This is a genomic window from Enterobacter cloacae complex sp. SHL020 (assembly GCF_049236945.1).
Lineage (GTDB): Bacteria > Pseudomonadota > Gammaproteobacteria > Enterobacterales > Enterobacteriaceae > Enterobacter > Enterobacter dykesii.
In genome coordinates this window covers 19,889-40,187 of the sequence record NZ_JBMKJF010000012.1, presented here as the reverse complement: position 1 = coordinate 40,187, position 20,299 = coordinate 19,889, and the positions used below count along the sequence as shown (strand labels likewise).

Annotated in this window: 20 protein-coding genes; 10 read left to right on the top strand and 10 right to left on the bottom strand. The window is 57.1% G+C overall.

The annotated features are described in order from the left end of the window. Window positions 1-18: 18 nt before the first annotated feature. Both ACOTZB_RS20790 and fdhD read right to left on the bottom strand, forming a co-directional pair. Entirely contained in the window at window positions 19-231 is a 213-nt protein-coding gene (locus tag ACOTZB_RS20790; protein ID WP_023309747.1) for a DUF1471 domain-containing protein, read from the bottom strand. A 114-nt stretch (window positions 232-345) separates the two neighbouring features. Then, on the bottom strand, window positions 346-1,182 hold the full coding sequence (fdhD, locus tag ACOTZB_RS20785) for a formate dehydrogenase accessory sulfurtransferase FdhD (protein ID WP_421628435.1): 837 nt from the start codon (window positions 1,180-1,182) through the stop codon (window positions 346-348). Between the two features lie 372 nt (window positions 1,183-1,554). On the opposite strand from fdhD, the gene fdnG reads away from it, so the two are divergent. From fdnG to fdhE, 4 genes are read left to right on the top strand one after another with little or no spacing between them, the layout of a single operon-like run. Further along, window positions 1,555-4,605, top strand: a complete 3,051-nt coding sequence (gene fdnG / locus ACOTZB_RS20780) for a formate dehydrogenase-N subunit alpha (RefSeq protein ID WP_126330977.1) — start codon at window positions 1,555-1,557, stop codon at window positions 4,603-4,605. A gap of 12 nt (window positions 4,606-4,617) precedes the next feature. Beyond that, window positions 4,618-5,520 (top strand): formate dehydrogenase subunit beta, encoded by a 903-nt coding sequence (gene fdxH / locus ACOTZB_RS20775; RefSeq protein ID WP_008501831.1) that lies wholly within the window; start codon window positions 4,618-4,620, stop codon window positions 5,518-5,520. Further along, complete coding sequence (fdoI, locus tag ACOTZB_RS20770; protein ID WP_008501832.1) at window positions 5,517-6,152, top strand: formate dehydrogenase cytochrome b556 subunit; 636 nt, start codon at window positions 5,517-5,519, stop codon at window positions 6,150-6,152. Before fdxH ends, fdoI begins: the two co-directional genes overlap by 4 nt. After that, the gene (fdhE, locus tag ACOTZB_RS20765; RefSeq protein WP_421628434.1) at window positions 6,149-7,078 is read left to right on the top strand and encodes a formate dehydrogenase accessory protein FdhE; all 930 of its coding nucleotides are present in this window, start codon (window positions 6,149-6,151) and stop codon (window positions 7,076-7,078) included. The genes fdoI and fdhE overlap by 4 nt, the downstream gene beginning before the upstream one ends. 39 nt (window positions 7,079-7,117) lie before the next feature. Here fdhE and ACOTZB_RS20760 read toward each other — a convergent pair whose 3' ends face one another. After that, window positions 7,118-7,489 (bottom strand): type II toxin-antitoxin system VapC family toxin, encoded by a 372-nt coding sequence (locus ACOTZB_RS20760; protein WP_080298642.1) that lies wholly within the window; start codon window positions 7,487-7,489, stop codon window positions 7,118-7,120. Window positions 7,490-7,491: 2 nt separating this feature from the next. Next, window positions 7,492-7,734, bottom strand: a complete 243-nt coding sequence (locus ACOTZB_RS20755; RefSeq protein ID WP_421628433.1) for a CopG family ribbon-helix-helix protein — start codon at window positions 7,732-7,734, stop codon at window positions 7,492-7,494. A gap of 198 nt (window positions 7,735-7,932) precedes the next feature. Between ACOTZB_RS20755 and ACOTZB_RS20750 the strand changes: the two genes are divergently transcribed. Continuing rightward, a complete protein-coding gene (locus tag ACOTZB_RS20750; protein ID WP_421628432.1) occupies window positions 7,933-8,853 on the top strand; it encodes an alpha/beta hydrolase in 921 nt (306 codons plus the stop codon). Window positions 8,854-8,861: 8 nt separating this feature from the next. On the opposite strand, the gene fabY is transcribed toward ACOTZB_RS20750, so the two are convergent. From fabY to ACOTZB_RS20720, 6 genes are all read right to left on the bottom strand, one after another. Further along, window positions 8,862-9,803 (bottom strand): fatty acid biosynthesis protein FabY, encoded by a 942-nt coding sequence (gene fabY / locus ACOTZB_RS20745; RefSeq protein WP_421628431.1) that lies wholly within the window; start codon window positions 9,801-9,803, stop codon window positions 8,862-8,864. A gap of 44 nt (window positions 9,804-9,847) precedes the next feature. Continuing rightward, entirely contained in the window at window positions 9,848-10,285 is a 438-nt protein-coding gene (gene dtd / locus ACOTZB_RS20740; RefSeq protein ID WP_421628430.1) for a D-aminoacyl-tRNA deacylase, read from the bottom strand. Further along, window positions 10,282-11,163: a virulence factor BrkB family protein gene (locus tag ACOTZB_RS20735; RefSeq protein WP_421628429.1), complete on the bottom strand. Its 882-nt coding sequence runs from the start codon at window positions 11,161-11,163 to the stop codon at window positions 10,282-10,284. The genes dtd and ACOTZB_RS20735 overlap by 4 nt, the downstream gene beginning before the upstream one ends. Beyond that, a complete protein-coding gene (gene yihX, locus ACOTZB_RS20730) occupies window positions 11,157-11,756 on the bottom strand; it encodes a glucose-1-phosphatase (RefSeq protein WP_126330965.1) in 600 nt (199 codons plus the stop codon). The genes ACOTZB_RS20735 and yihX overlap by 7 nt, the downstream gene beginning before the upstream one ends. 120 nt (window positions 11,757-11,876) lie before the next feature. Beyond that, entirely contained in the window at window positions 11,877-12,677 is an 801-nt protein-coding gene (locus ACOTZB_RS20725; protein ID WP_421628428.1) for a DeoR/GlpR family DNA-binding transcription regulator, read from the bottom strand. Between the two features lie 34 nt (window positions 12,678-12,711). Beyond that, a complete protein-coding gene (locus ACOTZB_RS20720; protein WP_421628427.1) occupies window positions 12,712-13,608 on the bottom strand; it encodes a sugar kinase in 897 nt (298 codons plus the stop codon). Window positions 13,609-13,763: 155 nt separating this feature from the next. Between ACOTZB_RS20720 and yihU the strand changes: the two genes are divergently transcribed. Genes yihU through ACOTZB_RS20695 form a run of 5 tightly spaced genes read left to right on the top strand, consistent with a single transcriptional unit; the run spans window position 13,764 to window position 20,272 of the window. Next, window positions 13,764-14,654: a sulfolactaldehyde 3-reductase gene (yihU, locus tag ACOTZB_RS20715; RefSeq protein ID WP_421628426.1), complete on the top strand. Its 891-nt coding sequence runs from the start codon at window positions 13,764-13,766 to the stop codon at window positions 14,652-14,654. 17 nt (window positions 14,655-14,671) lie between these two features. Then, entirely contained in the window at window positions 14,672-15,547 is an 876-nt protein-coding gene (gene yihT / locus ACOTZB_RS20710) for a sulfofructosephosphate aldolase (protein ID WP_421628425.1), read from the top strand. A gap of 14 nt (window positions 15,548-15,561) precedes the next feature. Next, entirely contained in the window at window positions 15,562-16,803 is a 1,242-nt protein-coding gene (yihS, locus tag ACOTZB_RS20705; protein ID WP_421628424.1) for a sulfoquinovose isomerase, read from the top strand. Between the two features lie 16 nt (window positions 16,804-16,819). Then, complete coding sequence (locus ACOTZB_RS20700) at window positions 16,820-18,844, top strand: alpha-glucosidase (protein ID WP_421628423.1); 2,025 nt, start codon at window positions 16,820-16,822, stop codon at window positions 18,842-18,844. 45 nt (window positions 18,845-18,889) lie between these two features. After that, window positions 18,890-20,272: an MFS transporter gene (locus ACOTZB_RS20695; RefSeq protein ID WP_421628422.1), complete on the top strand. Its 1,383-nt coding sequence runs from the start codon at window positions 18,890-18,892 to the stop codon at window positions 20,270-20,272. Window positions 20,273-20,299: the final 27 nt, after the last annotated feature.

Genomic DNA, 20,299 nt, shown 5'->3' with positions numbered 1-20,299 from the left:
TTTCGACGGTGTGACAGCTTATTTAGTCAGTTCAGCAGTCATGTGTACGCGGTTACCTGAGAACGCCTGGGTAATTTTGTAAGATGACGCGCCGGCTTCCTGAGCCTGAGCCGCGATTTTAGCTTCTGCACCATCAATGGTAGAGGCGGTTGCGGTCACGGTCTGTGCAGCGAAAGAACCGAAAGAAGTAGCCAGAGCGATTACAGCGACAAAAGTTTTGATGCTTTTCATAATATAAACCCTTTCATTAAGTTGTTTAGGTAAGGCACCGTGCCTTGATGAGATAAATACTAGACCTCATCATGAACAACTAAAAGCGGAAGGATTTGCTATTATCATTCAAAATTATTGATCAACGATTAATCGCTGAGGATGGGTATAAACGGTCGCCCTTCCCGGCTTGCAGAAGCCCACCAGCGTCAGGTTGCAGCGCTCCGCCACCTCCACTGCCAGCGTGGTCGCCGCCGACACCGCGAACAGAATTTCCACACCGCACATCGCGGATTTTTGCACCATCTCATAGCTGGCGCGGCTGGAAACGAGTGCAGCCCCCTGCTTCCACACGTCACTTTCACGCGCCCGGCGACCAAGCAGCTTATCCAGCGCCACGTGGCGGCCAACGTCCTCGTGTCCACCGGCAATATCGCCCGACGGCAACACCCATGCCGCCGCGTGCGTGCAGCCGCTCAGCTGACCGATGGGCTGTACATCGTTCAGGTGCTCGAGCGCATGGTCGAGGTGAGCCAGATTAAAGGTCTGAGTAAACGGCAGTGGCGCAACGGGTTTACCAACATCATTGAGCTGCTCAACGCCACAGACGCCGCAGCCGGTACGCCCGGCCAGCGCGCGGCGGCGCTCTTTCAGCCCCATAAAGCGGCGGCTGGAGAGTTCGATTTGCACTTCAAGGCCGTTGCAGGCCTGCACCACGTCCATGCCGTAGATCTCATGCGGATGGTCAATGATGCCTTCCGACAGGGAAAAACCGATGGCGAACAGCTCGAGATCTTTCGGTGAAGCCATCATCACCACGTGCGAGATACCGTTGTAAACGAGCGCAACGGGTACCTCTTCCGCCAGAAAATCGGGCGTGGCATGGGTTAGGTGGGGCGGTCTGTGTACCGACAGTTCCACAATGCCCGCAGGCAGTGGTGACGAGTGGGGAGCACGGTTTTGTTTAGACACAGCGGTATTCCTGAACAACCACGAGGTGAGCCTGCTATTGCATCATAAAGTGCAGACTTTACGCATAGTATGGATCAACTTTTCGACAACCATTCTCCTACTCAATTGGGAGGGGTGCAACCTGACACCCGCTACACCGCTTTAACATGCAGAGCTGTTAATGTGATCGATATCACACTTTATAATCAACATGGTGATAATACGTTCACTTTGTATTAACGCCATTGGAACAGGCGTACCGACATTGTGGTATTCTGATGATACCCCTCGTGGTATTGAGGGATTAACGCAAATTTTTTTTCCTTTGCGGCCATTCTTCAGCCGCGAAGTCAAAACTACATATGTAAGCAATGTCGAAACAAGGAGTGACCCATGCAGGTCAGCAGAAGGCAGTTCTTTAAGATCTGCGCTGGCGGTATGGCAGGCACCACGGCAGCGGCACTGGGCTTTGCGCCCGGCGTAGCGCTGGCGGAAACGCGGCAGTATAAACTGCTGCGCACCCGTGAAACCCGTAATACCTGTACGTACTGCTCTGTCGGTTGCGGGCTGTTGATGTATAGCCTCGGCGACGGTGCTAAAAACGCCAAAGCGTCTATTTTTCATATCGAAGGCGACCCGGATCATCCGGTCAACCGCGGCGCATTGTGCCCGAAAGGGGCCGGTCTGGTGGACTTTATCCACTCCGAAAGCCGCCTCAAATTCCCTGAATATCGCGCGCCTGGCTCCGACAAATGGCAGCAAATTAGCTGGGAAGAAGCGTTCGACCGCATCGCAAAACACATTAAAGAAGACCGCGATGCCAACTTTGTTGAGAAGAACGCCGATGGCGTCACGGTCAACCGCTGGCTCTCCACCGGGATGCTGTGTGCCTCTGCTTCCAGCAACGAAACCGGTTATTTAACCCAGAAATTTACGCGTGCACTCGGTATGCTCGCGGTCGACAACCAGGCGCGTGTCTGACACGGACCAACGGTAGCAAGTCTTGCTCCAACATTTGGTCGCGGTGCGATGACCAACCACTGGGTCGACATCAAGAACGCCAACCTCATTGTGGTGATGGGCGGTAACGCCGCTGAAGCGCACCCTGTCGGGTTCCGCTGGGCGATGGAAGCTAAAATCCACAACGGTGCGAAACTGATTGTGATCGATCCCCGCTTTACGCGTACTGCGTCAGTGGCGGATTTCTACACCCCTATTCGTTCAGGTACTGACATCACTTTCCTGTCAGGCGTATTGCTGTACCTGATGACCAACGAAAAATATAACCGCGAATACACCGAAGCTTATACCAACGCCAGCCTGATCGTGCGTGAGGATTACCACTTCGAAGATGGCCTGTTCAGCGGTTACGACGCCGAAAAACGCAAATACGATAAAACCAGCTGGAACTACGAGCTGGATGAGAAAGGCTTTGCGAAGCGCGATACCACTCTGCAACACCCGCGCTGCGTGTGGAACCTGCTGAAAGAGCACGTTTCCCGCTACACGCCGGAGGTGGTTGAAAACATCTGCGGTACGCCGAAGGCAGACTTCCTGAAGGTATGCGAGCTTATCGCCGAAACCAGCGCGAAAGATAAAACCGCGTCGTTCCTGTACGCCCTCGGCTGGACGCAGCACTCCATCGGTGCGCAGAACATCCGTACCATGGCGATGGTTCAGCTCCTGCTCGGCAACATGGGGATGGCAGGCGGCGGCGTGAACGCCCTGCGCGGTCACTCTAACATTCAGGGTCTGACCGACCTAGGCCTGCTGTCTCAAAGCCTGCCGGGTTACATGACCCTGCCGAGCGAGAAACAGACCGACCTGCAGACCTACCTGACGGCCAGCACGCCTAAACCGCTGCTCGAAGGCCAGGTCAACTACTGGGGCAACTATCCGAAGTTCTTCGTCTCGATGATGAAAGCCTTCTTCGGCGACAAAGCGACGGCTGAAAACAGCTGGGGCTTTGACTGGCTGCCGAAGTGGGACAAAGGTTACGACGTTCTGCAGTATTTCGAGATGATGCACCAGGGCAAAGTGAACGGCTATCTGTGCCAGGGCTTTAACCCGGTTGCCTCGTTCCCGAACAAGAACAAGGTTGTTGAGTCTCTGTCGAAGCTGAAGTTCCTGGTGACGATTGACCCGCTCAATACCGAGACCTCAACCTTCTGGCAGAACCACGGTGAATCGAACGACGTCGATCCGTCAAAGATTCAGACCGAAGTGTTCCGTCTGCCGTCGACCTGCTTCGCGGAAGAGAACGGTTCTATCGTTAACTCCGGACGCTGGCTGCAGTGGCACTGGAAAGGCGCGGACGCCCCGGGCATCGCCATGAACGACGGCGAGATCCTGGCCGGTATCTTCTTACGCCTGCGTAAGATGTATGCGGAAGAAGGCGGCGCGAACCCTGAGCCGGTGCTGAACATGACCTGGAACTACTCGACGCCGGAAAACCCTGCGCCGGAAGAAGTGGCGATGGAGAGCAACGGTAAGGCGCTGGCGGACGTTATCGACCCGGCCACCGGTACCGTGCTGGCGAAGAAAGGCGATCAGCTCAGCACCTTCGCGCACCTGCGCGATGACGGCACGACCTCCAGCGGCTGCTGGATCTTTGCCGGTAGCTGGACGCCGAAAGGCAACCAGATGGCCAACCGCGATAACGCCGACCCGTCGGGCCTGGGCAATACGCTAGGCTGGGCATGGGCATGGCCGCTCAACCGCCGCATCCTCTATAACCGCGCATCCGCTGACCCGCAGGGCAACCCGTGGGATCCGAAGCGTCAGCTTCTGAAGTGGGACGGCGCGAAATGGGGCGGCGTGGATATTCCGGACTACAGCACTGCCGCACCGGGCAGCGACGTTGGGCCGTTTATCATGCAGCCAGAAGGGATGGGACGTCTGTTTGCTATCGATAAGATGGCGGAAGGTCCGTTCCCGGAACACTACGAGCCGTTTGAGACGCCGCTGGGTACCAACCCGCTGCACCCGAACGTGGTCTCTAACCCGGCAGCCCGTATCTTCAAGGGCGATTTTGAAGCGCTGGGTAAAAAGGACAAGTTCCCGTACGTGGGCACCACCTACCGTCTGACCGAGCACTTCCACTACTGGACCAAGCACGCGCTGCTTAACGCCATCGCGCAGCCGGAACAGTTTGTGGAGATCGGCGAGAAGCTGGCGGGCAAGCTCGGCATTGCCCATGGCGATACCGTGAAGGTCTCCTCTAACCGTGGCTATATCAAGGCCAAGGCGGTGGTGACCAAGCGTATTCGCACGCTGAACGTTCACGGTCAGCAGGTGGATACCATCGGTATTCCGATTCACTGGGGCTATGAGGGCGTGGCGAAGAAAGGGTTCATTGCGAACACCCTGACGCCGTTCGTCGGCGATGCGAACACGCAGACGCCGGAGTTTAAGGCCTTCCTCGTGAACGTGGAAAAGGTGTAACGGAGACGACTTATGGCTTATCAATCTCAAGACATTATCCGTCGTTCCGCGACTAACGGTTTCACGCCTGCGCCTCAGGCGCGGGACCACCAGCAGGAAGTGGCGAAGCTTATCGACGTGACCACCTGTATAGGCTGTAAAGCCTGCCAGGTGGCCTGCTCTGAGTGGAACGACCTGCGTGACGAAGTGGGTCACAACGTCGGGGTGTACGACAACCCGGCGGACCTGACCGCCAAGTCCTGGACGGTGATGCGTTTCTCGGAAGTTGAGCAGAACGACAAGCTGGAATGGCTTATCCGCAAAGACGGCTGTATGCACTGTGCGGATCCGGGCTGCCTGAAGGCATGTCCGTCAGAAGGGGCTATCATTCAGTATGCCAACGGTATCGTCGACTTCCAGTCCGAACAGTGCATCGGCTGCGGCTACTGCATCGCGGGCTGCCCGTTCGACGTACCGCGCCTGAACCCGGAAGACAACCGCGTCTACAAATGCACGCTGTGCGTAGACCGCGTCACCGTCGGCCAGGAGCCAGCGTGCGTGAAAACCTGCCCAACCGGCGCTATCCACTTTGGCTCCAAAGAGGATATGAAAACGCTGGCGGCAGAGCGCGTAGGCGAGCTGAAAACCCGTGGTTACGACAACGCGGGCCTGTACGATCCGGCCGGAGTTGGCGGTACGCACGTGATGTACGTGCTGCACCACGCCGACAAGCCGAATCTGTATCACGGCCTGCCGGAGAACCCGGAAATCAGCGCCACCGTGAAGTTCTGGAAAGGTATCTGGAAACCGCTGGCAGCGGTCGGTTTTGCTGCCACCTTCGCAGCGAGCATCTTCCACTACGTCGGCGTCGGTCCGAACCGCGCGGAAGAGGAAGACGACAACCTGCATGAAGAGAAAGACGAGGTGCGCAAATGAGAAAACGTGACACCATCGTGCGCTACACCGCGCCGGAACGCATCAACCACTGGGTCACCGCCTTCTGCTTCATGCTGGCGGCGATAAGCGGGCTGGGGTTCTTCTTCCCGTCCTTCAACTGGCTGATGCAGATCATGGGGACACCACAGCTGGCGCGCATCCTGCACCCGTTTGTGGGCGTCATCATGTTCGCGTCGTTCATCATCATGTTTTTCCGCTACTGGCACCATAACCTAATCAATCGGGATGATATCTTTTGGGCGAAGAATATTCGTAAGATCGTCGTCAACGAGGAAGTGGGTGATACCGGGCGTTATAACTTCGGCCAGAAATGCGTATTCTGGGCGGCGATTATCTTCCTGGTCCTGTTGCTGGTGAGCGGTGTGATCATCTGGCGTCCGTACTTTGCGCCTGCTTTCTCAATCCCGGTGATCCGATTCGCGCTGATGCTGCATTCATTTGCCGCAGTGGCGTTAATTGTGGTTATCATGGTGCATATCTACGCCGCCCTTTGGGTGAAAGGCACCATTACCGCGATGGTGGAAGGATGGGTGACCAGCACGTGGGCGAAGAAACATCACCCGCGCTGGTACCGTGAAGTCCGCCAGAAACAGGAAAAGTCATCTGAATGAGTATTCGCATAATCCCGCAAGATGAGCTGGGGTCGAGCGAGAAACGCACGGCGGATTATATTCCGCCGTTGTTATTCCCCAGACTCAAGAACCTCTACAACCGCCGCGCAGAGCGTCTGCGCGAGCTGGCAGAGAACAACCCGCTGGGTGATTTTCTGCGCTTTGCCGCGCTGGTTGCCCACGCGCAGGAAGTGGTGCTGTACGACCATCCGCTGCAAATGGATCTGACCGCGCGCATCAAAGAAGCCAACGCGCAGGGCAAGCCGCCGCTGGACATTCACGTCCTGCCGCGCGACAAGCACTGGCAAAAGCTGCTGCATTCACTGATTGCCGAGCTGAAGCCCGAGATGAGCGGCACCGCGCTGGCGGTCATTGAGAATCTGGAAAAAGCCTCTGACCTGGAGCTGGAAGAGATGGCGAGCGCGCTGTTTGCCTCTGACTTCTCTCTGGTGAGCAGCGATAAAGCGCCGTTTATCTGGGCTGCGCTGTCGCTCTACTGGGCGCAAATGGCAAGCCTGATCCCCGGTAAAGCCCGCGCCGAATACGGCGAGGCGCGCCAGTTCTGCCCGGTCTGCGGCTCCATGCCGGTATCGAGCATGGTGCAAATCGGCACCACGCAGGGGCTGCGCTACCTGCACTGCAACCTGTGTGAAACCGAGTGGCACGTGGTGCGCATCAAGTGCAGCAACTGCGAGCAGACCCGCGATCTGAACTACTGGTCGCTGGAAAATGAAGAAGCGGCGGTGAAAGCCGAAAGCTGCGGCGACTGCGGCACTTACCTGAAGATTCTGTATCAGGAAAAAGACCCGAAAGTCGAAGCCGTGGCAGATGATCTCGCCTCGCTGATTCTGGACGCGAAGATGGAGCAGGAGGGCTTTGCCCGCAGCTCGATCAACTCGTTCCTGTTCCCGGGTGAAGGGGAGTAATTTCCTCTGACAGTGCCGGGCGGCGTAAGCTTGCCCGGCCTACAGCTGGTAAGGTGAAACGACTCCAGTAATGCCCGAAAAGTCTTTCGTGTTTCGAGAAATCAACGGACAATTTCTGCTCTGAGCTGTAGCCAGAATGATAGCATCAGGCAGTTTCATTCCATGCTTCTCGCGCAGAATTACACTTCTTTCAGCGATATCTCGGGTGATATCAATAATCTCAAATACGCCCATCACTGTCGCAGTTTTCGCTTCGTGACCATGTTTGCGGGCCCCCACCATGACTTCCATCCATGTGATCAGGCTAATGGCTCGATGCGAAGCCGTGCGATCAATTGCATCCGCAGCCTCAACGCGATTATTAAAAAGATCAATGAGTATATTGGTATCGAACACCGCCATGTGTTCCATGATTACCACTCCTCACGCAGCTTGCGTTCATACTCAAGCCCATCTTCCTGCTGGTTTCCCCACAAGCCAAGCGCATCGCGGATAACCGATGAACTCTGCTGGTCGAGATATTGCTCAATGGCTTCCCGAAGCAATTCGGCACGAGGCCGGTTACGCAGCTGCTTCAGATTATCCAGTCGTTGAATTACGTCATCAGACAAATCGATCAGAATTCTGCCCATATCAAAATCCGCGGAAAGACTCATATATCACCTTAGTATATCACCATTGTCTATTTTCAAGGCAACATACACTTTCTCTCTGTAGGGTTAAAGTCCCAGCCAATAGTTTGCCTTCCATTTGCGAGGCGCTTTCCAGATTGTTGTCCTCAACAATATTCTTGTTTTCTTTTGAATCAAACCAGGCTATAAAACTGTTCATCCATACAGTAAAAGGGAATTTTCATGGCGCTGGAACAGGGTATTGCACAGCTGGTTCAGGGGTTTATCGCTGCAGGTCGGCCCTCGTCACGACGCCAGAGCATTGAGGTGCGACGAGCAGGCTATATTGCCAGCACGGGGCTTGCCGGGGAGACCGAAACGCGCGTACAGGTGGAGACGTTTGTTCTTGAGGGTCTAACCATTCGGTTATATTCACCTCTCAATGCGCCTGAACTATTGCCTGCAGCCATCTACTACCACGGCGGATGCTTTATCAGCGGCGGCTTTGATACCCATGACAATCAACTTCGACAGTTAGCCTGCTACGGCAATTGCCGGATGATTGCGATTCAGTACAGGCTGGCGCCGGAGCATACTTTCCCCGCCGCACATGACGATGCGGAAAGAGGTGCAGATCTGGTCTGGCAATATGCGGAAAAACTGGGCGTGGATAAAAACCGGATCACCCTTTGCGGAGACAGCGCGGGGGGACATCTTGCGCTGGTAACGTCATTGCGGCTCAACGCGAAAGGGCGATGGAAACCTGCACAGCTTATTCTTATCTACCCCATGCTCGACGCCACCGCCAGTTTTGAAAGCTATGCCCTCAATGGCACGGATTACATTATCACCCGCGATACCCTGCTCAGCGGGTATGAAATGTACCTCGCCGACACCGACCGCCAGCACCCCGAAGCGAGCCCGCTGTGGCGCGATGATTTTTACGGTCTTCCGCCTGTGCACATTATTACCGCAGAGTACGATCCGCTCTGCGATGAGGGCGAAATGTTGTTCCAGCATCTGACGGAGCAGGGTGTGAAGTGTACCGCTCAGCGCTGGCTGGGCGTCATCCATGGCTTCTTTCAGCTTGGCGGGGTTAGCCAGTCAGCGCGAGACGTTGTGCGGGATGTCGCCGGGCGGATTCAGCACGCCCGGGGAGCGTGAACAGGAGATTATTCCTCCTCGTTCCCACCCTCTTCATACGCGCCGAAGGGCTTCGCTGGCAGAACAATGTAGGTACCTTCAAACACCGCGCCCGGTGTTTTGTCGCCAAACAGTTCGACCTGCATTTGCACGCGGGCTTTGCGGCCGCGTGCCAGACGGTCAAGATCGCCACCCAGTGCACCGAGATCGGCCACCGCGCTCGGCTTGCCGCTGATGGGGGCGCTGTAGCGAATATGTGCATCAGCAAGAATAATGGTGCCGCCCAGGTGACGCTCGCGCAGCATGAGCCAGATCAGCCCCCAGCCAGTGAGCGTAGCCAGTGAGAACAGGCTGCCTGCAAACAGGGTGTGATGTGGATTTTGGTTGCCGGTTTCCGGCATGGTGGTAATGAATTTCTGCCCGGTGTACTGCTGAATGCGCACGCCCATTTTTTCACTGAGCGGAATGTGCTCATACCACGCCTGCTGCAGCTGACCGCACCAGTCGGCTCGATGCAGAATATCATCCAGCGTGGCGATGGGTTTGATCATCAAAAAATGACGAATCGGCGTGGTCTGCGGGGCGGTAATTTCGCCCTGGTTAACAAAACCGAGCTTGGCAAAGAACTCGACGGCGTCTTCACGGGCGCTACAGGTGACGCGCTTAACGCCTTCCTGACGGGCGACGGACTCCAGCGTCATCGCCATCAGGGTGCCGAGCCCTTTATCCTGCACTGAGGGGTGAACCGCCATAAAGCGAATAGAGGCTTCATTGTCGGCATTGATATACAGTCGCCCAACGGCGACGAGGTTACCCTCTTCATCCACCACCATTTGATGGTGCGCCATTGCGTCCCAGGCGTCGCGTTCAGACCCTTTTGGTTGATGTAATGGCTTGCGTAGCATTTCCCAGCGGAAATGGTAGTAGACCTCTAACTCTTCTTCCGTTTGCGGTACTCGAAGGTGATACATAGCTGTACTCTCTCTGGTTACCCGCGGCCACGCCGCCAGTTGGCTCATACCTGGAGCCAGAATGTAACGGGGCCATCGTTCACCAGCGATACCTGCATATCTGCAGCGAATCGTCCGGTTTGCGTATTCATTTCCTGCTGGCGACAACGCTCAATAAAGTACTCGTAAAGTGCTTCTGCACGATCCGGCGCGGCACCTTTGGAGAAGCTCGGACGCATGCCGCGCTCGGTATCCGCTGCCAGCGTAAACTGGGAAACCACCAGCACGCTGCCGCCCGCCTGCTGGACGTTCAGGTTCATCTTGCCTTCCGCATCGCTGAAAATACGGTAGCCCAGCACGCGCTCACACAAGCGGTTGGCTTTTTGTTCGTCATCATCCTTTTCGACACCCAACAACACCAAAAGTCCTGGGCCAATTTCACCCGTCACCTCTCCCTCCACGGTGACGCTGGCACGGGTTACGCGCTGTATCAATGCAATCATGGTTGGTCTGCTTCTTGTTGTTTTTCAGCTGCTGCTGCTTTTTTAAGTTCGCGGTATACACCGAGAGTGACAGTTATTTCAGCCCCAAGCAAGACGATACACCAGGTCCAGTAGACCCATACAAACAAAATGGGGATCACCGCCAGCACGCCGTAAATCAGCTGATAGGACGGAAACATGGTGATGTAGAGGGCAAACCCTTTCTTACCGAGCTCGAAGAGCACGGCCGCCACCAGCGCCCCAACGATGGCATCACGGTTGGGCACACGCGTAGTCGGTACCACACTGTAAAGCAGCCAGAACGAGAGCCACGATAAAATGAGCGGGAAGATGCGCAGAACGTTATCAATCACGCTGTTTAAGTCACTCGCCCAGCGCAGAGAAAGAAGATAGGAACTGATCGCCAGGCTCGCCCCCGCCAGCAGTGGACCGAGGGTCAAAATCATCCAGTACACGGCAAAGGAGTAAACCTTAGGACGGATTTTTTTGCTTCGCCAGATGGTGTTGAGGGCACTGTCGATGGAATACATCAAAAGCAGCGCCGTGACGATGAGGCCGCAGGCACCCACTGCTGTCATCTTGCTGGAGTTGGCGACAAACTGCTCAATATAGTTCTGGATGACATCCCCGGTTGCAGGAATGAAATTCGCGAAGACAAAATGGCGAAGCTGCAGGCTGACGTCCGCAAACATCGGAAAGGCGGAAAACAGGGCAAAGATAACCGCCACCAGCGGCACCAATGAGAGCAACGACACGTAGGCGAGGTTACCCGCCAGCGTGGTCATATTGTCCTCATCAATCCGGTGCCAGAGCAGTTTCAGCCAGGCCCTCAGGGGGCGAGTATGGTGCGTGGCTTTTTGATGAACGGTTTTTAGCATAGCTGCTTCGCAAAGTAGTCAGGTATCGTCTCTTTTCCGGTCACCAGAATTGACGTAATACCCAACTGGTTAGCTCCCTCTATATTATCGGCGTTGTCATCGAAAAAGACCGCATCGGCCGCGGTGAATCCTTCTGACTGCAGAACAGCCTGATAAATTCGCGCTTCAGGCTTACGCATCCCCATCTCCTGCGAGAGGTAGATCTTGTCGGCCGCCGCCTTAACTTCAGGGTATTCTTCAGGCCAGAATGTGGTGTGCAGACGGTTGGTATTTGATAGCACAACGACCCGATGGCCCTGCTCGCGCAGTTTGTGCATGATGTCGATCACCTCAGGGCGAACCGCCACAAATACCGCCTGCCAGCCGTGGGAAAACTGTTCATAGCTTAACGAAAGCCCCATCTCCTGGCAGAAACGTTCAGCGAACTCTTCATCGCTGATTTCGCCGCGTTCATGCTGGTGGAAAGTCTCGCCCATCGCGAAATTCTGCTTTAAGGTCGCCAGCGGCACGCGGCTAAAATCGCTCCATGCACCCAACACGCGATTAAAATCGATATCGACGATGACGTTTCCTAAATCAAAGATATAAAGCATGTTTATCTCCTGCTCGCCGTGGAGAAGTAACTGTAGCGGGAAAGATAAAGTTTGGCTATGCACGAGATTCAGCTTAAAGAAAGGAATGGCCCGAACGTGAATGTCGGGCCAGGGGAAGCGTTAACCTGCCTGCTGTTCGTCGTTTGAAATCACTTCAACTATTTCAACTTTGCTGGATTTGAGATGATTTTGCAGCGCCGAGCCGGGCAGCTCGTCGGTGAAGAGCGCCGTCGCCTGAGCCACGTTGCCAATTTCAACCGCCGCGGACGCTTGATATTTCGTATGATCGACAGCGAGTAAAATGTGGCGGGAGTGGGCGATCATGTTTTTCACCACGCTGGCTTCGTTCACGTCAAATTCCATCATCGCACCGTCGTGTTCGATCGCCCCGACGCTGGTGACCAGGTAATCCGCACGGAATCCCGATACGAACGCCGTGGCCGCCGGGCCGATAATGCCGCCGTTATGCGGACGCAGCGTGCCGCCCGGCACCATCACTTCAAAGCGCGGATTCTTATACAGAATATGCGCCACCCGAAGGCTGTTGGTGATGATGCGCAGATGATTATGGTTGAGCAGCGCCCGGGCGACGTGCTCCACGGTCGTGCCGATGGTGATGAAAATAGTCGAGCCGTCGGGAATATAGTCCGCAATCGCCTCGGCAATCGCCCGCTTCTCTTCGGTAAGCGAGACTTCGCGCTGCTCGAACGCCGTGTTCACCACGCTGGATGCCCTGCCCGCGCCGCCGTGGTGACGCGTGATCAGCCCCTGCTCGCTGAGCTTGCGGATATCCCGACGCACGGTTTGCGTCGACACGTCCAGCAGCTGCGCCAGCTCATCAATGTTCATATAGCCGCGATCGGCAATCAGCGTAAGCAGCTGATCGTGACGCGGGTTGCCGGTCAGTTCGGTAAGGCTCATGGGCTGTCCTCTGAAAACCATCACGCCCCGCATTTTATACAAAAAGTGACAAAAAAGAGCGGGTTTGATCACAGTCAGGTATACCTGCACGCCCACCGGGCTTCGTGCATTTCAGCGCTGCGACTGCGCTGGCAAAGCGGACGGCGTCTCCAGTGGACGATTGTTGCCCCAGACTGACCGCCAGCGCGCCGTGGAAAACGTCGCCCGCCCCGGTGGTATCCACCACATCCACCTCAAAGCCGGGCTGATGACGCAATGCGTCGTTCTCCAGCCAGAAGCAGCCGTCTCGCCCCTGCGTGACGTACACATGTCCATTTGTGAGCATTCGTGCTTTTTTCAGCGCGTCTTCCACATCATCCCGCTGGGTTAAACGCTGCAGCCCCGGCGCGGAGAAGGCCGCGTGGTCGCTTAAGGCAATTAGCTCTGCGATATCCTGCGGGGTGATATCTGCATCAAGCAAGGTCGGTACGCCCTGCTGGCGGGCAAGGGTAAACGCCTGCTTTGCCCCGTCATGCCAGCGCACGTCAGCTAAAACGATATCCCATTGCGAGAAGTCGATTTCACGCAGCCAGTCTGCCGCGGCAGGGAGATCGGGGCTGGGGTAGTTGGCAATCACGCGCTCTCCGCTGCCGTCTACCAGCACCGCCGACTGTGACGATCGGGCACCTTTAAAGACGCGCGTGTAGCGGGTATTCACCCCCAGGGATTCCAGCTCCGCCAGTAGCCGTGTACCGGTGTCGTCGTCCCCCACCCTGCCAATAAAATCCACTTCCGCGCCCAGTTTTGCCGCCGCCACCGCCGCAGTTGCCGCCGGACCGCCGCCCACTTCCGTATAGTCTTTTGCGACATACTTCCCACCTTCTTTCGGTAAATCATCGAGATACCAGATGCGATCCAGCACGGTAATGCCGACACAAACGATGCGAGTCATGGTGATTCCTTCTGCGATTTCTGATGCTTTCATTTTAATTTCATCAAATGTTTAAAAAGTGACCCGTGTCAATTTTTTGACTATAAATTACAAATACGATCAAAAACAGACAACACAAACGCGCAAAAATTGACACGATGTGACAGGAGAGAGGCATGTCAGCAATCGCATTTATCGGTTTAGGGCAGATGGGCGCGCCAATGGCGACGAATCTGTTGAAGCAAGGCCACCAGCTTAACGTTTTTGATGTGAACCCGCAGGCGGTGCAGGCGCTGGTGGAGAGCGGTGCACGGGCGGCGGCAACGCCCGCGCAGGCCGTCAGGGATGCAGAATTCGTCATCACCATGCTGCCAAACGGCGACCTGGTGCGCAGCGTGCTGTTCGGTGAGTACGGCGTGTGCGAAGGGCTATCCCCCGACGCTCTGGTGATAGATATGTCCACCATTCACCCGCTGCAAACCGACGCGCTGATCCGCGACATGGCTGGACGCGGCTTCAGCCTGATGGACGCGCCCGTCGGACGCACGTCTGACCACGCCGTCGCCGGTACGTTGCTCCTTCTGGCTGGCGGCACGGCAGAGCAAATTGAGCGCGCCACCCCGGTATTAATGGCGATGGGCAATGAGCTGATTAACGCCGGCGGGCCGGGCATGGGCATCCGCGTGAAGCTTATCAATAACTACATGAGTATCGCCCTGAACGCCCTCTCGGCGGAGGCGGCCGTGCTATGTGAAGCATTAGGCCTCTCCTTTGACGTGGCGCTCAAGGTCATGAGCGGTACGCCTGCGGGTAAAGGTCACTTCACCACCTCATGGCCGAACAAGGTGCTGAAAGGGGATCTTTCACCCGCCTTCATGATCGACCTTGCGCATAAAGATCTGGGGATCGCCCTGGACGTGGCCAACCAGCTCCACGTTCCGATGCCGCTGGGCGCGGCTTCCCGCGAAGTTTACAACCAGGCACGCGCCGCCGGGCGCGGGCGCGAAGACTGGACAGCCATTCTTGAACAGGTTCGCGCATCTGCCGGGCTGAAAAAAACACACTGATACGAAAGGACTGAGGAATGACGATGTACACCCTGAAAGATATCACCCGACCTTCCGGCGGTTTTGCGATGCTGGCCGTGGATCAGCGCGAAGCGATGCGCCTGATGTTTGCCGCCGCAGGCGCGCCGGTGCCGGTAACCGACCAGCACCTGACGGATTTTAAGGTCAACGCGGCAAAAATTCTGTCGCCGTACGCCTCTGCCATTCTCGTCGACCAGCAGTTCTGCTATCGCCAGATCGTGGAGCAGCAGGCCGTAGCCAAAAGCTGCGCGATGATTGTGGCGGCCGACGAGTTTATTCCGGGGAACGGTATACCGGTCGACAGCGTGGTGATCGACAAGAACGTCGACGCGCAGGCGGTCAAACGCGATGGCGGCAAGGCGCTGAAGCTGCTGGTGCTGTGGCGCAGCGATGAAGATCCGCAGCAGCGTCTGGAGATGGTGAAGGCGTTCAATACGCTGTGCCACGATAACGGTCTGCTGAGCATTATCGAGCCGGTTGTACGTCCGCCGCGTCGCGGTGCCGCGTTTGACCGCGAGCAGGCGATTATCGACGCGGCCAAAGAGCTGGGCGACAGCGGCGCCGACCTCTACAAAGTGGAGATGCCGCTGTTCGGCAAGGGCACGCAGCAGGAACTGCTGGCCGCCTCGCAGAAGCTGAATGAGAACATCGCCATGCCGTGGGTGATCCTCTCTTCCGGCGTGGACGATAAGTTATTCCCGCGCGCCGTGAGCGTCGCCATGCAGGCGGGTGCATCGGGCTTTTTAGCCGGTCGTGCCGTCTGGTCCTCTGTGATTGGCTTGCCGGACACCGGGCTGATGCTCCGCGATATCTCCGTACCCAAACTGCAGCGTCTGGGTGAGATCGTCGACGAAATGATGGCTCGCCGTTAAGAAAGGACCCGAACATGAAATGGTTTAATACCCTGAGCCATAACCGCTGGCTCGAGCAAGAGACCGACCGCATTCTCGATTTCGGTAAAAATGCCGCCGTACCGACCGGCTTTGGCTGGCTGGGCAATAACGGCCAGGTACGCAGCGATATGGGCACGCATCTGTGGATCACCGCCCGTATGCTGCACGTTTACGCGGTGGCGGCAAACATGGGCCGTCCCGGCGCGTATGCGCTGGTTGAGCACGGTATTAATGCCCTGAACGGCCCGCTGCGTGACAAACAGCACGGCGGCTGGTACGCCTGCGTTAACAATGAGGGCGTGATGGATGCCTCCAAGCAGGGCTATCAGCACTTCTTCGTGCTGCTCGGCGCGGCGAGCGCCGTCACCACCGGCCACCCGCAGGCACGCAGTCTGCTGGACGATGCCATCGAGGTGATTGAGCGCTACTTCTGGAGCGAACAGGAGCAGATGTGCCTGGAGTCCTGGGATGAAGCGTTCAGCAAAACGGAAGATTACCGCGGCGGTAACGCCAACATGCACGCCGTGGAAGCTTTCCTCATCGTTTATGACGTGACCCACGACCGTAAATGGCTCGACCGCGCCCTGCGCATCGCCTCGGTGATTATTCATGACGTGGCGCGAAAAGGTGAGTACCGCGTTAACGAGCATTTCGACGCAAACTGGAACCCAATCCGCGACTACAACATCGATAACCCTGCCCACCGTTTCCGCGCCTACGGCGGTACGCCGGGGCACTGGATTGAATGGGGCCGCCTGATGCTGCACCTGCGCGCCGCGCTGGAAGCGAGCTTTGAAACCCCGCCGGAATGGCTGCTGGAAGATGCGAAAGGCCTGTTCCACGCCACCATCCGCGACGCCTGGGCACCCGACGGAGCCGATGGATTTGTCTACTCCGTGGGCTGGGACGGCAAGCCTATCGTGCGCGAACGCGTGCGCTGGCCAATCGTCGAGGCGATGGGCACGGCCTATGCCCTCTATACCGTGACCGGCGAGGCGCAGTACGAGGCCTGGTATCAGAAATGGTGGGATTACTGCATCAAGTATCTGATGGACTACGAAAACGGTTCCTGGTGGCAGGAGCTGGACACCAATAACGAAGTGACGACCAAAGTCTGGGACGGCAAGCAGGATATTTACCATCTGCTGCACTGCCTGGTGATCCCTCGCCTGCCGCTGGCACCGGGCTTAGCGCCTGCCGTAGCCGCTGGTCTGCTAGACAGCCTGGCCAAATAATAAAGACGGAGTGTTTATGCGTACCCTACACAATATAAATCTGAAAAATAATGAAAATGGTTTCACTCTTAGCTGGGAAAATCGCCTGATTTTATCCCACACCGCGGATGCCCCCTGCCTGTGGATCGGCGCAGGTGAGGCCGATATCGAGATGTTTCGTGGCAACTTCAGCATTAAAGACAAGCTTAACGAAAAGATTGCCCTGACGGACGCGACCGTCACGCAGCAAAGCGCGGGCTGGGCGATCCGCTTTACTCGCGGCGATGCGGTGAGCGCGACGCTGCTGGTGGGCGTCGATGCGGATGGCCGTCTTGAGTTGAAGCTTAAAAACGATGCTCCCGGCCATAACCGCATCTGGCTGCGGCTGGCGGCGCAGCCGGAAGATCATATCTACGGCTGCGGCGAGCAGTTCTCGTATTTCGATCTGCGCGGCAAGCCGTTCCCGCTGTGGACCAGCGAGCAGGGCGTGGGCCGCAATAAGCAGACCTACGTGACCTGGCAGGCCGACTGCAAAGAGAACGCGGGCGGCGACTACTACTGGACCTTCTTCCCGCAGCCTACCTTCTTGAGCACCCAGAAGTACTACTGCCACGTGGATAACAGCTGCTATATGAACTTCGACTTCAGCGCGCCGGACTTCCACGAGCTGGCGTTCTGGGAAGATAACGCCACATTGCGCTTCGAATGTGCGGAAAGCTACGTCGATCTGCTGGAAAAGCTCACCGGCCTGCTGGGGCGTCAGCCAGAGCTACCGGACTGGGTTTACGACGGCGTGACGCTGGGCATTCAGGGCGGCACCGAGGTGTGCCAGCAGAAGCTCGACGTTATGCGCCAGGGCGGCGTGAAGGTGAACGGTATCTGGGCGCAGGACTGGTCCGGCATCCGCATGACCTCGTTTGGCAAACGCGTGATGTGGAACTGGACGTGGAACAGCGAGTTGTATCCGCAGCTTGACGAGCGTATTGCGCAGTGGAAAGAGGAAGGCGTGCAGTTTCTCTCCTATATCAACCCGTACGTCGCCAGCGATAAAGATCTCTGCGAAGAGGCGGCACGGCGCGGCTATCTGACCAAAGACGCCGACGGCAGGGACTACCACGTCGAGTTCGGCGAGTTCTATGCGGGCGTTATCGACCTGACCAATCCAGAAGCGTACGCCTGGTACAAAGAGGTCATCAAAAAGAACCTGATTGAACTGGGATGCGGCGGCTGGATGGCCGATTTCGGGGAATATCTGCCGACCGACACCTTCCTGCACAACGGCGTCAGCGCGGAGATCATGCATAACGCCTGGCCTGCCCTGTGGGCGAAGTGTAACTACGAAGCGCTTGAAGAGACCGGCAAGCTCGGCGAGATCCTGTTCTTTATGCGCGCGGGATACACCGGCAGCCAGAAGCACTCGGTGATGATGTGGGCGGGCGATCAGAACGTCGACTGGAGCCTGGACGACGGTCTGGCGTCCGTTGTACCTGCGGCGCTCTCGCTGGCGATGACCGGTCACGGCCTGCACCACAGCGACATCGGCGGCTATACGACCCTGTTCGAGATGAAGCGCAGCAAAGAGCTGCTGCTGCGCTGGTGCGACTTCAGCGCCTTTACGCCGATGATGCGTACCCACGAGGGCAACCGTCCTGGCGATAACTGGCAGTTTGACGGCGACGCGGAAACCATCGCGCATTTCGCGCGCATGACCACCGTGTTCACCACCCTGAAGCCGTACATCAAAGCCGCCGTCGCGCAGAACGCGAAAAGCGGCCTGCCGGTGATGCGCCCGCTGTTCCTGCACTACGAAGACGACGCGCGCGCCTACACGCTGAAATACCAGTATCTGTTTGGCCGCGATCTGCTGGTGGCACCGGTTCATGAAGAGGGACGCCGCGACTGGACGCTCTATCTGCCGCAAGACAGCTGGGTCAACGCGTGGACCGGGGAAATCTGCCAGGGCGGTGACGTGACCGTTGATGCCCCGCTCGGCAAGCCGCCGGTGTTCTATCGCCAGCACAGCGATTGGGCAGATCTGTTTAGCACCTTACGTCATATCTGATAAGGCTCGCCCGCAGGGCAACCTGCGGGCAGACGGAGAATAATAATGAGTCAACATACTTCCGATCCGGCAACCCTACGCCTGCCGTTTAAAGAAAAACTCGCCTACGGGATGGGCGATCTCGGCTCAAACATCCTGCTGGATATCGGCACGCTTTATCTGCTGAAGTTTTACACCGACGTGCTGGGGCTGCCGGGCACCTACGGCGGGATCATCTTCCTGATTGCGAAGTTTTTTACCGCCTTCACCGATATGGGCACCGGGATCATGCTCGACTCCCGGCGCAAGATCGGCCCGAAAGGAAAATTCCGCCCGTTCGTGCTGTATGCCGCGTTCCCGGTGACCCTCCTGGCGATTGCCAACTTCGTCGGCACGCCGTTTGAGATGACCGGTAAAACGGTGATGGCGACGGTGCTGTTTATGCTGTACGGCCTGTTCTTCAGCATGATGAACTGCTCCTACGGCGCGATGGTACCGGCTATTACCAAAAATCCGGACGAGCGCGCCTCGCTGGCCGCCTGGCGCCAGGGCGGCGCTACGCTGGGCCTGCTGCTCTGTACCGTGGGCTTTGTGCCGGTGATGAACCTGATCGAGGGCAACGACCAGCTTGGCTATATCTTTGCCGCGACCCTCTTCTCGCTGTTCGGCCTGTTCTTTATGTGGTGGTGCTATAAGGGCGTGACCGAGCGTTACGTCGAGACGCAGCCTGCAAATCCGACGCAAAAGCCGGGGCTGCTGCAGTCGTTTCGCGCCATCGCCGGGAACCGTCCGCTGTTTATCCTGTGCATCGCCAACCTGTGCACGCTGGGTGCCTTTAACGTCAAGCTTGCCATCCAGGTCTACTACACGCAGTACGTGCTGAACGACCCGATTCTGCTGTCGTACATGGGCTTCTTCAGCATGGGCTGTATTTTTATCGGCGTCTTTATGATGCCCGGCGCGGTGCGGCGCTTCGGCAAGAAAAAGGTCTACATCAGCGGGCTGACGATTTGGGTGGCGGGCGATCTGCTCAACTACTTCTTCGGCGGCGGATCGGTGAGCTTTGTGGCGTTCTCCTGCCTGGCGTTCTTTGGCTCCGCGTTTGTGAACAGCCTGAACTGGGCGCTGGTGTCCGATACCGTGGAATACGGCGAGTGGCGCACCGGCGTGCGCTCCGAGGGGACGGTCTATACCGGCTTTACCTTCTTCCGGAAGGTATCCCAGGCGCTGGCGGGCTTCTTCCCGGGGATCATGCTCACCCAGATCGGCTATGTGCCCAACGTGGTGCAATCCGCCGGAACGGTTGAAGGGCTGCGGCAGCTGATATTTATCTACCCGAGCCTGCTGGCGGTGATCACCATCGTGGCGATGGGCTGCTTCTACAACCTCAACGAGAAGATGTATGTGCGCATAGTTGAAGAGATCGAACTGCGCAAACGTACGGCATAAATGACGAGATAGAGCGCCCGACTGGGC

Bases quoted from the DNA above. Each gene is read 5' to 3' on its own strand.
- ACOTZB_RS20790 (WP_023309747.1), bottom strand. From the start codon at position 231: ATGAAAAGCATCAAAACTTTTGTCGCTGTAATCGCTCTGGCTACTTCT.
- fdxH (WP_008501831.1), top strand. From the start codon at position 4,618: ATGGCTTATCAATCTCAAGACATTATCCGTCGTTCCGCGACTAACGGT.
- fdoI (WP_008501832.1), top strand. From the start codon at position 5,517: ATGAGAAAACGTGACACCATCGTGCGCTACACCGCGCCGGAACGCATC.
- fdhE (WP_421628434.1), top strand. From the start codon at position 6,149: ATGAGTATTCGCATAATCCCGCAAGATGAGCTGGGGTCGAGCGAGAAA.
- ACOTZB_RS20760 (WP_080298642.1), bottom strand. From the start codon at position 7,489: ATGGAACACATGGCGGTGTTCGATACCAATATACTCATTGATCTTTTT.
- ACOTZB_RS20755 (WP_421628433.1), bottom strand. From the start codon at position 7,734: ATGAGTCTTTCCGCGGATTTTGATATGGGCAGAATTCTGATCGATTTG.
- ACOTZB_RS20750 (WP_421628432.1), top strand. From the start codon at position 7,933: ATGGCGCTGGAACAGGGTATTGCACAGCTGGTTCAGGGGTTTATCGCT.
- fabY (WP_421628431.1), bottom strand. From the start codon at position 9,803: ATGTATCACCTTCGAGTACCGCAAACGGAAGAAGAGTTAGAGGTCTAC.
- dtd (WP_421628430.1), bottom strand. From the start codon at position 10,285: ATGATTGCATTGATACAGCGCGTAACCCGTGCCAGCGTCACCGTGGAG.
- ACOTZB_RS20735 (WP_421628429.1), bottom strand. From the start codon at position 11,163: ATGCTAAAAACCGTTCATCAAAAAGCCACGCACCATACTCGCCCCCTG.
- yihX (WP_126330965.1), bottom strand. From the start codon at position 11,756: ATGCTTTATATCTTTGATTTAGGAAACGTCATCGTCGATATCGATTTT.
- ACOTZB_RS20725 (WP_421628428.1), bottom strand. From the start codon at position 12,677: ATGAGCCTTACCGAACTGACCGGCAACCCGCGTCACGATCAGCTGCTT.
- ACOTZB_RS20720 (WP_421628427.1), bottom strand. From the start codon at position 13,608: ATGACTCGCATCGTTTGTGTCGGCATTACCGTGCTGGATCGCATCTGG.
- yihU (WP_421628426.1), top strand. From the start codon at position 13,764: ATGTCAGCAATCGCATTTATCGGTTTAGGGCAGATGGGCGCGCCAATG.
- yihT (WP_421628425.1), top strand. From the start codon at position 14,672: ATGACGATGTACACCCTGAAAGATATCACCCGACCTTCCGGCGGTTTT.
- yihS (WP_421628424.1), top strand. From the start codon at position 15,562: ATGAAATGGTTTAATACCCTGAGCCATAACCGCTGGCTCGAGCAAGAG.
- ACOTZB_RS20700 (WP_421628423.1), top strand. From the start codon at position 16,820: ATGCGTACCCTACACAATATAAATCTGAAAAATAATGAAAATGGTTTC.
- ACOTZB_RS20695 (WP_421628422.1), top strand. From the start codon at position 18,890: ATGAGTCAACATACTTCCGATCCGGCAACCCTACGCCTGCCGTTTAAA.